The following is a 12,472-nucleotide window of genomic DNA, read 5'->3' as shown; positions in this document are numbered from 1 at the left end:
CCGCTGCGACACCGAAGGAGCAACACCATGAACGTCGTGCAGAAGACGGGTGTTCACGGCACCACCAATCCGCTGAAGACGCTGGAATCGTTCGGCCAATCCCCCTGGCTGGACTTCATTCAGCGCTCCTATACGGAAAATGGCAGCCTGAAGAAGCTCGTTGACGAGGACGGCCTGAAGGGCGTCACGTCCAACCCCGCCATCTTCCAGAAGGCCATGGGGCAGGGCACCGACTACGATGCCCAGTATAAGGACATCCTGGCCCATCGCATCGTCGATGCCGGCACCCTGTACGAAACCATGGCCATCGACGACATCAAGGCGGCGACCAAGGTCCTGTACCCGGTCTACGAGGCGACCAAGGGCCTGGACGGGTATGTCAGCCTCGAAGTCTCCCCCTACCTGGCGCGCGACACCCACGGCACGGTCGAAGAGGCCCGCCGCCTGTGGAAGGCCGTCGACGCCCGGAACCTGATGATCAAGATCCCCGGCACCGACGAGGGCGCGCCCGCGGTGCGCACCGTGATCGCCGACGGGCTCAGCATCAACGTCACCCTGCTCTTCTCGCTCGACGCGTACAAGAAAGTGCTCGAAGCCTATATCGCGGGGCTCGAGGACCGGCACGCCAAGGGCCTGCCCGTCAGCGGCATCGCCAGTGTCGCCTCCTTCTTCGTCAGCCGCATCGACGGCAAGATCGACAAGAAGATCGACGACCGCATCGCCGCCGGCGACAAGGATGCCGAGGCGCTGAAGGCCCTGCGCGGCAAGGTCGCCATCGCGAACGCCAAGATGGCCTACCAACACTGGCTCGACGTCACCGCCTCCCCCCGCTGGCAGGCGCTCGCCGCCCTGGGCGCGCAGCCGCAGCGCCTGCTGTGGGCCAGCACGGGCACCAAGGACAAGGCCTACAGCGACGTGCTGTATGTCGAGGAACTGATCGGCCCCGACACCGTCAACACCATCCCGCCCGCCACGTTCGACGCCTTCCGCGACCACGGCAAGGCCCGCGCCTCGCTGACCGAGGACGTCGAGGGCGCGCGCCACGTGATGGCCGAGGCCGAGCGGCTGGGCCTGGATCTCGACGGCGTCACCACCAGCCTGGTGAATGAAGGCGTCGCCTCCTTCGCCGATGCCTTCGACGACCTGCTCGGCACCGTCGCGGCCAAGCAGACCGCCCTGCTGGGCAACGCGCTGGTCAAGACCACCCTGTCCCTGCCCGCCGACCTGGACAAGGCGGTCAAGGCCAGCCTCGACGCCTGGCGCAAGGACGGCACGGTCCGCCGCCTCTGGGCGCGCGACGCCACGGTCTGGACCGGCAAGGACGAAGCCGAATGGCTCAAATGGCTCGACATCGTCGAGGACCGCCTGGCCGACCTGCCGGCGCTCGAAGCCTTCCAGGCCGAAGTGAAGCAGAAGGGCTTCAAGGACATCCTGCTGCTCGGCATGGGCGGCTCCAGCCTCGGGCCCGAAGTGCTGTCCGAAACCTTCGGCAAGCATGACGGCTTCCCGCATCTCCACGTGCTCGACAGCACCGATCCGCAGCAGATCCGCGCGTTCGAGAAGAAGATCGACCTGGCGAACACGCTCTTCATCGTCTCGTCCAAGTCGGGCGGCACGCTCGAGCCGAACATCCTCAAGGCCTATTTCTTCGACGCGGCCAGGAAAGTGCTGGGCGACAAGGCCGGTTCGCACTTCGTCGCGGTGACCGACCCCGGCTCGCACATGGAAGCGGTCGCCAGGCAGGACGGCTTCTGGAAGATCTTCTACGGCGAGAAGCAGATCGGCGGCCGCTATTCCGTGCTGTCCAATTTCGGCATCGTCCCGGCCGCCGCCGCCGGCGTGCCGCTCAAGCTGTTCCTCGAGTCCGCGCTGCACGGGGTCAAGGCGTCGGCCGCCTCGGTGCCGCCGGCGCATAATCCGGGCGTGCAGCTCGGCACCGTGCTGGGCGTCGCCGCGACCCAATTCGGCCGCGATAAGGTGACGATCGTCGCCTCGCCCGCGATCTACGATCTCGGCGCCTGGCTGGAACAGCTCCTGGCGGAATCGACCGGCAAGGTCGGCAAGGGCCTGATCCCGATCGACGACGAAACGCTGGGCGCGCCCGCGCTCTACGGTTCGGACCGCGTCTTCGCCTATCTGCGCCTGGCCACCCATCCCAGCGCCGAACAGGACGAGGCGATCCGCGCCCTGGCCGCCGCCGGCCAGCCGGTGGTGACGATCGACCTGCATGACAAGCGGCAGATCGCCCAGGAATTCTTCCATTGGGAATTCGCCACCGCCGTCGCCGGCGCGATCCTCGGCATCGACCCGTTCGACCAGCCGGACGTCGAGGCGTCGAAGATCGAAACCAAGAAGCTGACGACCGCCTATAACGAAACCGGCACGCTACCGGCCGAAACCCCGTTCGCGACCGACGGCGTCTTCTCCTTCTTCGCCGACGCCGCCAACGCGGCGGCGCTCAAGGGTGAAACCCTGGCCGGCATCCTCAAGGCGCATTTCGCCCGGGTGGGCGCGGGCGACTATGTCGGCCTGCTGGCCTATGTCGAACGCGATTACGCCACCCGTGCCTGGATCCAGTCCACGCGGCTGGCCATCCGCGACGCGCTCAAGGTCGCGACGGCCGCCGAATTCGGCCCGCGCTTCCTGCATTCCACGGGCCAGGCCTACAAGGGCGGGCCCAACAGCGGCGTCTTCCTGCAGATCACGGCCGACGACGCCGCCGACCTGCCGGTCCCGGGCGAGAAATACACGTTCGGCGTGGTCAAGGCCGCGCAGGCGCGTGGCGATTTCGACGTCCTGGCCGAACGGGGCCGCCGGGCGCTGCGCGTGCATATCGCCGGCGACCTGAAATCCGGCCTGGACGCGCTGGGCAAGGCGATCGCCGCCGCCATCTGATCGAAGCCGCCCCGTCCGCCGCGCGGGCGGGGCAACAGGCCGGCGGCCCGGCGCGCCGCGCGGCTGTGTTTCATGCACGGTATCGTCCCGTGCCAAGGAGTATCAAGAACATGCAGATCGGCATTATCGGCCTGGGCCGCATGGGCGGAAACATCGCCGTCCGCCTGACGCGGCACGGGCATGACGTGGTCCTGTTCGACCGCGACCCCGCCACCGTGGCCAAGGTCAAGGACCGTACCGAAGGCGGCCGCGGCATCGCCGCCACCGGTCTCGAGGACATGGTCGGCAAGCTCACCGCCGGCCGCAAGATCGTGTGGGTCATGCTTCCCGCCGGCGAGATCACCGAGGCCGCGGTCCAGGAACTCCACGGCCTGCTCGGCAAGGACGACATCGTCATCGACGGCGGCAATTCCTATTACAAGGACGATATCCGCCGTGCCGCCCAACTGGCGCAGAAGGGCATCCATTACATCGATGTCGGCACGTCCGGCGGCGTGTGGGGGCTCGAACGCGGCTATTGCATGATGTATGGCGGCACCAAGGACGCGGCCGACCATATCGACCCGATCCTCGCCGCGCTGGCGCCGGGCAAGGGCGACGTCCCCCGCACGCCCGACCGCGACAAGTCCGGCCTCGATCCCCGTGCCGAGCAGGGCTACCTGCATTGCGGCCCCGCCGGGTCCGGCCATTTCGTGAAAATGGTCCATAACGGCATCGAATACGGCATGATGCAGGCCTTCGCCGAAGGCTTCGACATCATGAAGTCCAAGAACTCGCCCCGCCTGCCGGAGAACGAGCGTTTCGACCTCAACATGGCCGACATCGCCGAAGTCTGGCGCCGCGGCTCGGTCGTGTCGTCCTGGCTGCTGGACCTGACGGCCGAGGCACTGGCGAAGAACGCGTCCCTGTCCGAATTCACCGGCGAGGTCGCGGATTCCGGCGAAGGCCGCTGGACGATCGAAGCGGCGATCGAAGAGGCCGTGCCGGCCCCGGTCATCACCGCCTCGCTGTTCACCCGCTTCCGCTCGCGCTCAGGCAACAACTACGCGGAAAAGATCCTGTCGGCCATGCGCTTCGGCTTTGGCGGCCACGTCGAACAGAAGTGAAAAACACACGAAACGACGGGGACAGGTAACTTACTCAGGGAAACGTCTACATGGATGGTATCGTCGCGTCTGCAACGTCCGAAATCGAAGGGGCAGGCACGCAGCCGCGACGTGCCCCACCCTGCACCTTCGTCGTCTTCGGCGGCGGCGGTGACCTGACGAAGCGCCTGCTGGTTCCGGCCATCTACAACCTCGCCTGCGCCGGCCTTCTCGATGACCGGTTTTCCATCGTCGCGGTCGACTGGGCCGAATTGTCCGATGAAATCCTGCGCGCCCAGTTCCACGAGGCGCTGCGGGACTTCGTCGCCAAGCGCGGCACCTCGGCCACCATGCTGCGCGACGATGTCTGGCGCTGGCTCGACGGCCGCATCTCCTATCTCCGCGGCTCGTTCGAGGAGATGGAGACGTTCGAACGGCTCGGCGCCCGGGTCGGGGACGGCAATGCGGTCTTCTACATGGCGGTGGCGGCGCGCTTCTTCGGCCCCATCGTCGACCATCTCGGCCAGGCTGGCCTGACGAACGAGGCCGGCGGCACCTATCGCCGCGTCATCGTCGAAAAGCCCTTCGGCCACGATCTGGATTCGGCGCGCGAACTCAATACCCGCCTGCTCGCGACATTGCGCGAGCGGCAGATCTACCGGATCGACCATTATCTGGGCAAGGAAACCGTCCAGAACATCATGGCCCTGCGCTTCTCCAACGGCTTCTTCGAACCGCTGTGGAACCGCCAGAACATCGACCACGTGCAGATCACCGCGGCCGAGACGGTCGGCGTGGAAAAGCGCGGCCGCTTCTACGAGGGCACGGGCGCGCTGCGCGACATGGTGCCCAACCACCTGATGCAGCTCCTCGCCATGACGGCGATGGAGGCCCCGGTGTCCTTCGACGCCGACGCGGTGCGCGACGAAAAATCCAAGGTGCTCAAGGCGACGCATTGCGCGGCGCCCGAGGACGTGGTGCGCGGCCAGTACGGCGCCGGCAGCATCGGCGGCGTGCCGGTGCGCGGCTATCGCGAGGAACCGGACGTCGCCCCCGATTCCCGCACCGAAACCTACGTGGCGATGAAGCTGAACATCGATAACTGGCGCTGGGCCGGCGTCCCGTTCTATCTGCGCACCGGCAAGCGCCTGGCGGTGCGCAAGACCGAAATCGCCATCCATTTCCGCCACGCGCCCTATGCGCTGTTCCGCGACACGCCGGTCGAACGGCTCACCCCCAACATCATGACGCTGCACATCCAGCCGACCGAAGGGGTGACGATGCAGTTCGGCGCCAAGATCCCCGGCCCCACCGTACGCCTGGGCGGCGTGCGGATGAAATTCGACTATTCCGAATGGTTCGCCGAGGGCCCCAGTACCGGCTACGAAACCCTGATCTATGACTGCCTCGCCGGCGACGCGACCCTGTTCCAGCGCGCCGACAACATCGAAGCCGGCTGGCGCGCCGTCCAGCCCGCCCTGGACTGGAGCGAACGCGCCGAGGCCGCGCCGCTCTGCCCCTATGCCGCCGGCTCGACCGGCCCGGCCGAGGCCGATGCCCTGCTCGCGCGCGACGGCCGGTCCTGGCAAAGCCTGACGGATTGATCATGTCCGACACCGTTCCCGAATCCGCTCCCGCCATCCTCCCGCCCCGCCCGGCGCCCGCCGACCGGGTGCGGCTGGTCATCTCGGACATCGACGGCACCCTGGTCCCCAAGGACAAGCAGTTGACCCCGGCGGTGCTGGACGCCGCGCGCGCCCTGCGCGCCGCCGGCATCGCGCTCTGCCTGGTCAGCAGCCGCGCCCCGCGCGGCATGGACATGTTCCTCGGCCCGCTGGGCATCGACACGCCGCGCGCCGGCCTCAATGGCGGGCTGGTGGTGCGGCCCGACGGCACCATCGTCTCGCGCCTCTCCCTCAGCGCGGACGCCACGCGGCTGGCGGTCGGCGAACTGATGGGCAACGCGGTCGATGCGTGGCTGTTCATCGGCCATGACTGGCTGGTCACCGATCCGCACGCCCCCTATGTCGCCCGCGAGCGCCAGGTGGTGCAGACCGACCCGCTGGTGGTGCCCGACTTCACCGGCCATTACGACCATGTCGGCAAGATCATGGGCGCCTCGTCCGACTATCCGCTGCTGGCGCAGGTCGAATCCGACCTCGCCGCCCGCCTGGCCGGCCATGCCAGCGTCCATCGCTCGTCCGACTATTACCTGGACATCACCCATCCCCGGGCGAACAAGGGCTATGCCGCCATGGAACTGGCGCGCCTCATGGATGTCGATATCGGGCAGGTCGCGTGCATCGGCGACATGTATAACGATGTGCCGATGCTCGACGAAGCCGGCGTCGCGATCGCCATGGGCAACGCGCCTGACCCGGTCAAGGCGCACGCCCATTTCGTGACCGACAGCAACGAACAGGATGGCTGGGCGCAGGCGATGCGGCGCTATGTCCTGCCGCGGGCATAAGCCGTCCGCATCCATGCCGGAGGATACGACATGACCGACACCGTCTCCCCCCCGATCCGCCTGGTCCTGGCGGATGTCGACGGCACGCTGGTCACGCGTGAGAAGCTTCTGACCGACCGCGCGGTCGCCGCGGTGCGCAAGCTCCGCGCGCGCGGCATTCTCTTCACCATCACCAGCGGCCGCCCGCCGATGGGCATGAAGATGGTGATCGACCCGCTGGCCATCGACCAGCCGGTCGCCGGCTTCAATGGCGGCATGATGGTCCACCCCGACTATTCGCTGATCGAGGCCCACACCCTGACGCCGGCGGTCGCCCGCCGCGCGCTCGACATATTGCGCGACCACCGCGTGGACCCCTGGGTCTATAACAGCAATGACTGGCTGGTCGCCGATGCCGGCGCGCCCCACGTCGCGCGCGAGCAATGGACGGTCAAGTTCCCGCCCAGGATCGTGCCGGACGTCGGCGCCCGGCTCGACCAGGTGGTCAAGATCACCGGTGTCAGCGACGATCTCGACCTGATGAAGCGGGTGGAGCAGGATCTGCGCGACGCGCTGGGCGACGACGCGTCCGCCGCGCGCTCGCAGCCTTATTATGTCGACGTCACCCACCATGACGCCAACAAGGGCGGCGTGGTCCTGGCGCTGCAGCGCCTGCTCGGCATCCCGGCCGAACAGATCGCGACCCTGGGCGACCAGCCGAACGATGTGCTGATGTTCCGCCGCTCCGGCCTGTCGATCGCGATGGGGCAGGCGGCGGACGAGGTCAAGGCGCAAGCCACCCACGTCACCACCTCGTCGGAAGAGGAAGGGTTCGCCGTGGGTGTGGAACGGTTTATTTTAGGAGAGGATGCCTGATGGGCGGTCATGACGTGAAAACCGGCGAGATGGTCGTACTGGCCGATGGCGAGGCCATCGCGCGCTACGTGGCCGAATGGCTGACCCAGCAGGCCCTGGCCAAGCAGGACGGCCCCTTCGTCATCGCCCTGTCCGGCGGCTCGACGCCCAAGCGCCTGTATGAAATCCTGGCCTCGCCGGACTACGCCACCCGTTTTCCCTGGGCCAGGACGCATCTCTTCTTCGGCGACGAACGCTTCGTGCCGCCCGCCGACCCGGCCAGCAACTTCACCATGACGCAGAAGGCTCTGCTGTCGCACATCGCGATCCCGGCCGAAAACGTCCATCCCATGCCGACCGACGGCGATCCGGCGGCGGCGGCGGCGCGCTACCAGGCGGAATTGCAGGCCCTCTACGGCGCCGAAACCCTGCAGCCCGGCCGCCCGCTCTTCGATGTGGTGCTGCTCGGCCTGGGCGATAACGGCCATACCGCCTCGCTCTTCCCGCGCCAGCCGGTGCTGCAGGAACGCAAATTGTGGGTGTCGACCTGCGTGCCCGACGACGCGCCGCATACCCGCCTGACGCTGACCTACCCGGCCATCCATTCCAGCCGCCACGTGCTGTTCATGCTGGCCGGCGCCGGCAAGGCCGAGGCCTTCGCCAAGGTCCGCGCGGGCGAACCCGGCGAACCCGCCAGTCACATCACCACCGAGGGCGAACTGATCTGGCTGCTGGACAAACCCGCCGCCGGTCTCTGACGGCCATAAGACAAGAGGGGCCGCGCCAGGCCCCCGGGAGAAGATGCGATGGTCCAGAGTACGGACCCCCAGACATCGGACCAGACAGCGGACCCGATGATCGAATTCAAGCGCCAGGTGGCCGAGGAAGCCGCCGCCATGGTCCGGAACGGCATGGCCGTCGGGCTCGGCACGGGCAGCACCTCGGCGATGATGATCGACGCGCTGGGCCGCCGCTGGGCCCAGGGGCTGCGCTTCGTGGCCATCCCCACCTCCGAACGCTCGGCCGCGCAGGCGCGCGGCCACGGCATCACCCTGGTCTCGTTCGCCACCCACCCGCAGCTCGACCTGGCGATCGACGGCGCGGACGAGGTCGAACGCGGCTCGCTCAACCTGGTCAAGGGCCTGGGCGGCGCCCTGCTGCGGGAAAAGATCGTCGCCGCGGCGGCCCGCCGCTTCATCGTCATGGTCGATGAAGGCAAGCTGGTCGACCATCTTGGCAGCCACGCCCCGATCCCGGTCGAAATCACCCCCTTCGGCTGGGAAAGCACCGCGCGCCAGCTCGGCGAACTGGGCGCGCGCGTGTCGCCGCGCATGGACCGCGACGGCAACCTGTTCGTCACCGACGGCGGCAACATGATCCTCGATTGCGCCTTCGGGCCGATCGCCGATCCGCCCGGGCTGGCGGCCGATATCCGCCGGATCGTCGGCGTGATCGAGACCGGCCTGTTCATCGGCCGGACGTCCGAGGTCCTGGTGGCCGGCCGGCACGGCCTCACCCGGCTGGTGGCCGCATGACCGCCCGCGCGCCGGCCGAGGACATCCGGCCCCACATCCTGGTCGTCATGGGCGTGTCCGGCAGCGGCAAGACCACGGTGGCCGAGGGCCTGCACAACGTGCTGGGCTGGCCCTACCAGGAGGGCGACCGCCTGCACCCCCAGGCGAATGTCGACAAGATGGCCGCCGGCATTCCGCTGACGGACGCCGATCGCTGGCCCTGGCTGGCCGAATGCCGCAAATGGATCGATGCCCGCATCGCGGACGGCGGCGGCGGCATCCTCACCTGCTCGGCGCTCAAGCGCAGCTACCGCGAAATCCTGGCCAAGGACACCGACCAGGTGGTGTTCATCTTCCTCGACGTGCCCGAAGCGATCCTCAAGGACCGGCTGGCCCGCCGCACCGGCCACTACATGCCGCCCAGCCTGCTGCCCAGCCAGCTCGCCACGCTGGAACCGCCCGGGCCGGACGAACATGCGCTGACCATTGACAGTTTCATCTCCCCGGCTGAAGTCATCGCCCATACGCTGGGTCAGTTGAAATACCGCCTGGACCGATAGCGCGGGCGCGAAGCAAAGGCGGGCAGGGCTCCTTCATGTCGCAAGCGCGCGGGCGGCGCCTGTCGCCGCCTCTGGCATTCCTGGCGTTTTCCTGTCTCTGCCACCCGTCCGCCGCCCAAGCCCAGGACTCCGAAACCTTGGGCCCCGAAACCGTGCCCCGACGCTGCGTCGCCCACGTCATTTCGGTGCCGCTGGTCAGCGGCTGGGGCAGCCCGGCGGTGCCGGTCACCATCAACGGCACGCAGGGCGTCGCCTTCCTCGGCCTGACCCAGGAAAATATCGGCGTCTTCCAGCGTCCCGGCATGACCTATCCGATGGGCCGCAAGCTGGACGTCCAGACCATCGCCGGGGGCGGCCACAGCTACCTCACCACGATCGACAGCCTGGCGCTGGGGCGCGGCCGGGCCGGCAAGGTGCGCGGCATCATGCTCGGCTCGATCGGCGACCGCCGGCTGGACGGCCGGCCCGTGCTGGCCGTGCTGGGCTACGATATCCTCGGCAATTACGACGTGCTGCTCGATTTCCCGGGGCAAAGCCTGACCCTGTTCAGGGAAACCGGCGCGCCGAACTGCCCCGCTCTCACCCGCCTGGCCGGCGCCCACGCCTATCAGGCGCCCCTCCTGCCGAACCGCGAAGGCATGGACACGATGGTGCAGGTCGCCATCGGCGGCGTGCCGGTCGGCATGGAACTCGAACCGGGCTCCAACGCCTCGATCCTCCGCACGGCGGACGCCACCGATACCGGCGTGACCCCATCCATGCTGGATGATGATCCCCGCTCGCGCACCGATGCCGGCCCGGCCATCATCGGCCGCCGCCATGCCTTCGCCCGCTACGTGCTGGGCGGCTATCGCGGCACCGGGCTGCTCGCCGACGTCACCCCCGCGACCACCAACATCCTGGGCATGAATTTCTTCCGCGGCCGGCGCGTCCTCTTCGCGTTTCCCACCCGCATGCTCTATTTCTCCGACCCCCAGCCCCCGCCGCCGGGCATGCCGGCGGATGGCGGCTTCAGCCCGGCCCAGTCCCGCCTGGCCGAAACCACGGTCCAGGACCGGCCCGCCCCGCCCTGATCCTATGGACGGGCCGTCACCCCTCCAGAAGGCCCCGCCCGGGCATATCCTCCTTCAGCCCGATCCCGCTCGCCCCCAGCGCCCGCGCGCCGTCCAGCAGCCAGGCCAGCTTGGCCGCCGCCTCCCGCGCCGGCAATCCGCCCTGGGAATGGATGTTGGAAATGCAGTTGCGCTCGGAATCCACCCGCCCGGGACGGGGGCCCCAGGTCATGTACAGGCTCAGCGATTCCGCAATGCTCAGCCCCGGCCGCTCGCCGATCATCATCACCACGCACCGGGCCCCCAGGCGGTGCCCGATCTCGTCGCCCAGCGCGACCCGGGCGTTATGCGCCACCACCACCGGCGCGATCCGCCACCCCGCCAGAAGGCGCCGCGCCGCCGCCAGCACCGCCGGCGCCTGCCGCTCCGCCGCGATCGCCGACAGCCCATCCGCGATCACGAAGACGACGTCATGATCCCCGCGCACCAGCGCCGCGGCACTGTCCGGCGCCAGCCGCCGCCCCAGATCGGGCCGCCGGATGAACACGCCCCGCTCGTCCGCCTGGCTGCGCACGCGCAGCACTTCCGCCCCCAGGCCCAGCTTGTCTTCCCGCAACGGCGCCCACACGGCCGCCCGCGCCCGCGCATGCGCCAGTTGAAACGCCAGCACCTCGCCCACCGCAACGGTATCCCCGCTGCGGGCCTGGCCGATCCGCGCGGGCGTCAGGCGCCGCAGCGCATCCCACGGGTCCCCAACCGGCATCACGCGGTCCTGCACAGCCCACCTCCATGACGGCATGCCCCTACATACGCCGATACAGCCGCCCGTCGCGACTCTCTTTCAGGTCCAGCAGCCCCAGAAAGGCCATCTCCCGGTCCAGTTCCCCGGCCACCAGCCCGATCGCATGCGCCAGTCCCGCCTGTCCCCCCAGGATGGTGGCAAAGAAGAACGGGCGCCCGATCATCACCCCATCCGCCCCCAGCGCGATCGCCGTGATCGCGTCTCCCGCCCGGCGCACCCCGCCATCCAGCAGGATCGTCATGTCCGGGCACGCGGCGCGGATGGCCGGCAGCGCCTCCAGCGGCGCGATGACCGTATCCGACAGCCGCGCGCCATGGTTGGACACGATGATCCCGTCCACCCCGATATCCCGCGCGTGCAGCGCATCCGTGGCCGCCAGAATCCCCTTCAGCACCAGCTTGCCGCCCCACAGGCGGCGGATGGCCCGGACCGAATCCCAGTTGAAATCCGCGGCCCCGCCCACCGCCCCGACATCGCGGGCAAAGATCGACGGTCCGCGCCCCGGCGCGATATTCTCGATATGCGGCACGCCCCGCTTCAGCAGCGTCCGCCCCATCTGCCCCAGCACCCAGCGCGGATGGACCAGCATATCCAGCCCCAGCCGCGCCGAGGGCCGCAGCGGCATCGCATAGCCCGCGCGGGCCTCGTCCTCCCGCCGCGCCGCGACCGGCAGGTCGACGGTCACCACCAGGGTCCCGAATCCCGCCCGCGCCACGCGCGCCACCATCCGCGCGATCGCCGATGCATCGCCGGGCAGATAGGCCGCGAACCACGCATCCGGATTATCCGCGATCACCTCTTCCATCGGCGTGATCGAATTGGCGCTCAACTGATACGGCACGCCGGCCGCGCGCGCCGCGCGCGCCATGGCGCGATCCGCGTCATGCCGGATCACCCCGGCGGCGCCGAACGCCGAAATCCCCACCGGCATGGCATAGGCCCTGCCCAGGATCGTCGCATCCGCGCGCCGCCCGGCCACGCCGCGCAGCACATGCGGGATCAGGCACCAGCGGGCGAAGGCCGCCCGGTTCGCCTCCAGCGCCCGCCCATCCCCCGCCGCCCCGGCGACATAGGCATAAAGCGCCCGCGGCAGCCGGCGCCGCGCTACCGGCGCATAGTCGTGCAGGTTCAGATAACGCCATGCATCCCGCCCATCGCATCCCCGCTCAACGCCCCGCCGGTCGCCGCCCGCGCCACGCTTCCCGCGCTGCGCCATGCGCGCCCGGCTCGATGATGTCCGGCTCGATGATGTCATGACAT

11 protein-coding genes are annotated in these 12,472 nt (G+C 68.9%); 9 read left to right on the top strand and 2 right to left on the bottom strand.

Annotated elements, in window-relative coordinates:
* Positions 1-27 precede the first annotated feature (27 nt).
* The 9 genes from QN315_RS08520 (at position 28) to QN315_RS08480 (ending at position 10,431) form a co-directional block, all read left to right on the top strand.
* Positions 28-2,895, top strand: a complete 2,868-nt coding sequence (locus QN315_RS08520) for a bifunctional transaldolase/phosoglucose isomerase (protein ID WP_323992948.1) — start codon at positions 28-30, stop codon at positions 2,893-2,895.
* A gap of 110 nt (positions 2,896-3,005) precedes the next feature.
* On the top strand, positions 3,006-4,001 hold the full coding sequence (gene gnd, locus QN315_RS08515) for a phosphogluconate dehydrogenase (NAD(+)-dependent, decarboxylating) (protein ID WP_176640897.1): 996 nt from the start codon (positions 3,006-3,008) through the stop codon (positions 3,999-4,001).
* 50 nt (positions 4,002-4,051) lie between these two features.
* Positions 4,052-5,584, top strand: coding sequence for a glucose-6-phosphate dehydrogenase (zwf, locus tag QN315_RS08510; RefSeq protein ID WP_176640898.1), 1,533 nt, complete (start codon positions 4,052-4,054; stop codon positions 5,582-5,584).
* Positions 5,585-5,586: 2 nt separating this feature from the next.
* Positions 5,587-6,450 (top strand): Cof-type HAD-IIB family hydrolase, encoded by an 864-nt coding sequence (locus QN315_RS08505; protein ID WP_323992946.1) that lies wholly within the window; start codon positions 5,587-5,589, stop codon positions 6,448-6,450.
* Between the two features lie 30 nt (positions 6,451-6,480).
* Positions 6,481-7,305 carry a Cof-type HAD-IIB family hydrolase gene (locus tag QN315_RS08500; RefSeq protein ID WP_323992945.1) on the top strand — a complete coding sequence of 275 codons (825 nt, stop codon included), beginning with the start codon at positions 6,481-6,483 and terminating at the stop codon, positions 7,303-7,305.
* On the top strand, positions 7,305-8,042 hold the full coding sequence (gene pgl / locus QN315_RS08495) for a 6-phosphogluconolactonase (RefSeq protein ID WP_176640203.1): 738 nt from the start codon (positions 7,305-7,307) through the stop codon (positions 8,040-8,042). Before QN315_RS08500 ends, pgl begins: the two co-directional genes overlap by 1 nt.
* 48 nt (positions 8,043-8,090) lie before the next feature.
* On the top strand, positions 8,091-8,819 hold the full coding sequence (gene rpiA, locus QN315_RS08490; protein ID WP_323992943.1) for a ribose-5-phosphate isomerase RpiA: 729 nt from the start codon (positions 8,091-8,093) through the stop codon (positions 8,817-8,819).
* Positions 8,816-9,358: a gluconokinase gene (locus tag QN315_RS08485; protein WP_323992942.1), complete on the top strand. Its 543-nt coding sequence runs from the start codon at positions 8,816-8,818 to the stop codon at positions 9,356-9,358. Before rpiA ends, QN315_RS08485 begins: the two co-directional genes overlap by 4 nt.
* A gap of 35 nt (positions 9,359-9,393) precedes the next feature.
* A complete protein-coding gene (locus QN315_RS08480) occupies positions 9,394-10,431 on the top strand; it encodes a pepsin/retropepsin-like aspartic protease family protein (RefSeq protein ID WP_323992940.1) in 1,038 nt (345 codons plus the stop codon).
* Positions 10,432-10,447: 16 nt separating this feature from the next.
* Here the strand turns inward: QN315_RS08480 and eutC are convergent, their stop codons facing one another.
* Together eutC and QN315_RS08470 are read right to left on the bottom strand one after the other, a co-directional pair.
* Positions 10,448-11,173 carry an ethanolamine ammonia-lyase subunit EutC gene (eutC, locus tag QN315_RS08475; protein ID WP_323992938.1) on the bottom strand — a complete coding sequence of 242 codons (726 nt, stop codon included), beginning with the start codon at positions 11,171-11,173 and terminating at the stop codon, positions 10,448-10,450.
* A gap of 40 nt (positions 11,174-11,213) precedes the next feature.
* Positions 11,214-12,467, bottom strand: coding sequence for an alpha-hydroxy acid oxidase (locus QN315_RS08470; protein ID WP_323992936.1), 1,254 nt, complete (start codon positions 12,465-12,467; stop codon positions 11,214-11,216).
* Between the last annotated feature and the right edge of the window lie 5 nt (positions 12,468-12,472).

This window comes from Nguyenibacter sp. L1 (assembly GCF_035199985.1).
Taxonomy (GTDB): Bacteria; Pseudomonadota; Alphaproteobacteria; order Acetobacterales; family Acetobacteraceae; genus Gluconacetobacter; species Gluconacetobacter vanlangensis.
This window is presented reverse-complemented; position numbering and strand designations above follow the sequence as displayed.

Excerpts from the sequence above, each read along its gene's own strand:
- rpiA (WP_323992943.1), top strand. The coding sequence starts at position 8,091 with ATGGTCCAGAGTACGGACCCCCAGACATCGGACCAGACAGCGGACCCG.
- zwf (WP_176640898.1), top strand. The coding sequence starts at position 4,052 with ATGGATGGTATCGTCGCGTCTGCAACGTCCGAAATCGAAGGGGCAGGC.
- gnd (WP_176640897.1), top strand. The coding sequence starts at position 3,006 with ATGCAGATCGGCATTATCGGCCTGGGCCGCATGGGCGGAAACATCGCC.
- eutC (WP_323992938.1), bottom strand. The coding sequence starts at position 11,173 with ATGCCGGTTGGGGACCCGTGGGATGCGCTGCGGCGCCTGACGCCCGCG.
- pgl (WP_176640203.1), top strand. The coding sequence starts at position 7,305 with ATGGGCGGTCATGACGTGAAAACCGGCGAGATGGTCGTACTGGCCGAT.
- QN315_RS08520 (WP_323992948.1), top strand. The coding sequence starts at position 28 with ATGAACGTCGTGCAGAAGACGGGTGTTCACGGCACCACCAATCCGCTG.
- QN315_RS08505 (WP_323992946.1), top strand. The coding sequence starts at position 5,587 with ATGTCCGACACCGTTCCCGAATCCGCTCCCGCCATCCTCCCGCCCCGC.
- QN315_RS08500 (WP_323992945.1), top strand. The coding sequence starts at position 6,481 with ATGACCGACACCGTCTCCCCCCCGATCCGCCTGGTCCTGGCGGATGTC.
- QN315_RS08480 (WP_323992940.1), top strand. The coding sequence starts at position 9,394 with ATGTCGCAAGCGCGCGGGCGGCGCCTGTCGCCGCCTCTGGCATTCCTG.
- QN315_RS08485 (WP_323992942.1), top strand. The coding sequence starts at position 8,816 with ATGACCGCCCGCGCGCCGGCCGAGGACATCCGGCCCCACATCCTGGTC.
- QN315_RS08470 (WP_323992936.1), bottom strand. The coding sequence starts at position 12,467 with ATGACATCATCGAGCCGGACATCATCGAGCCGGGCGCGCATGGCGCAG.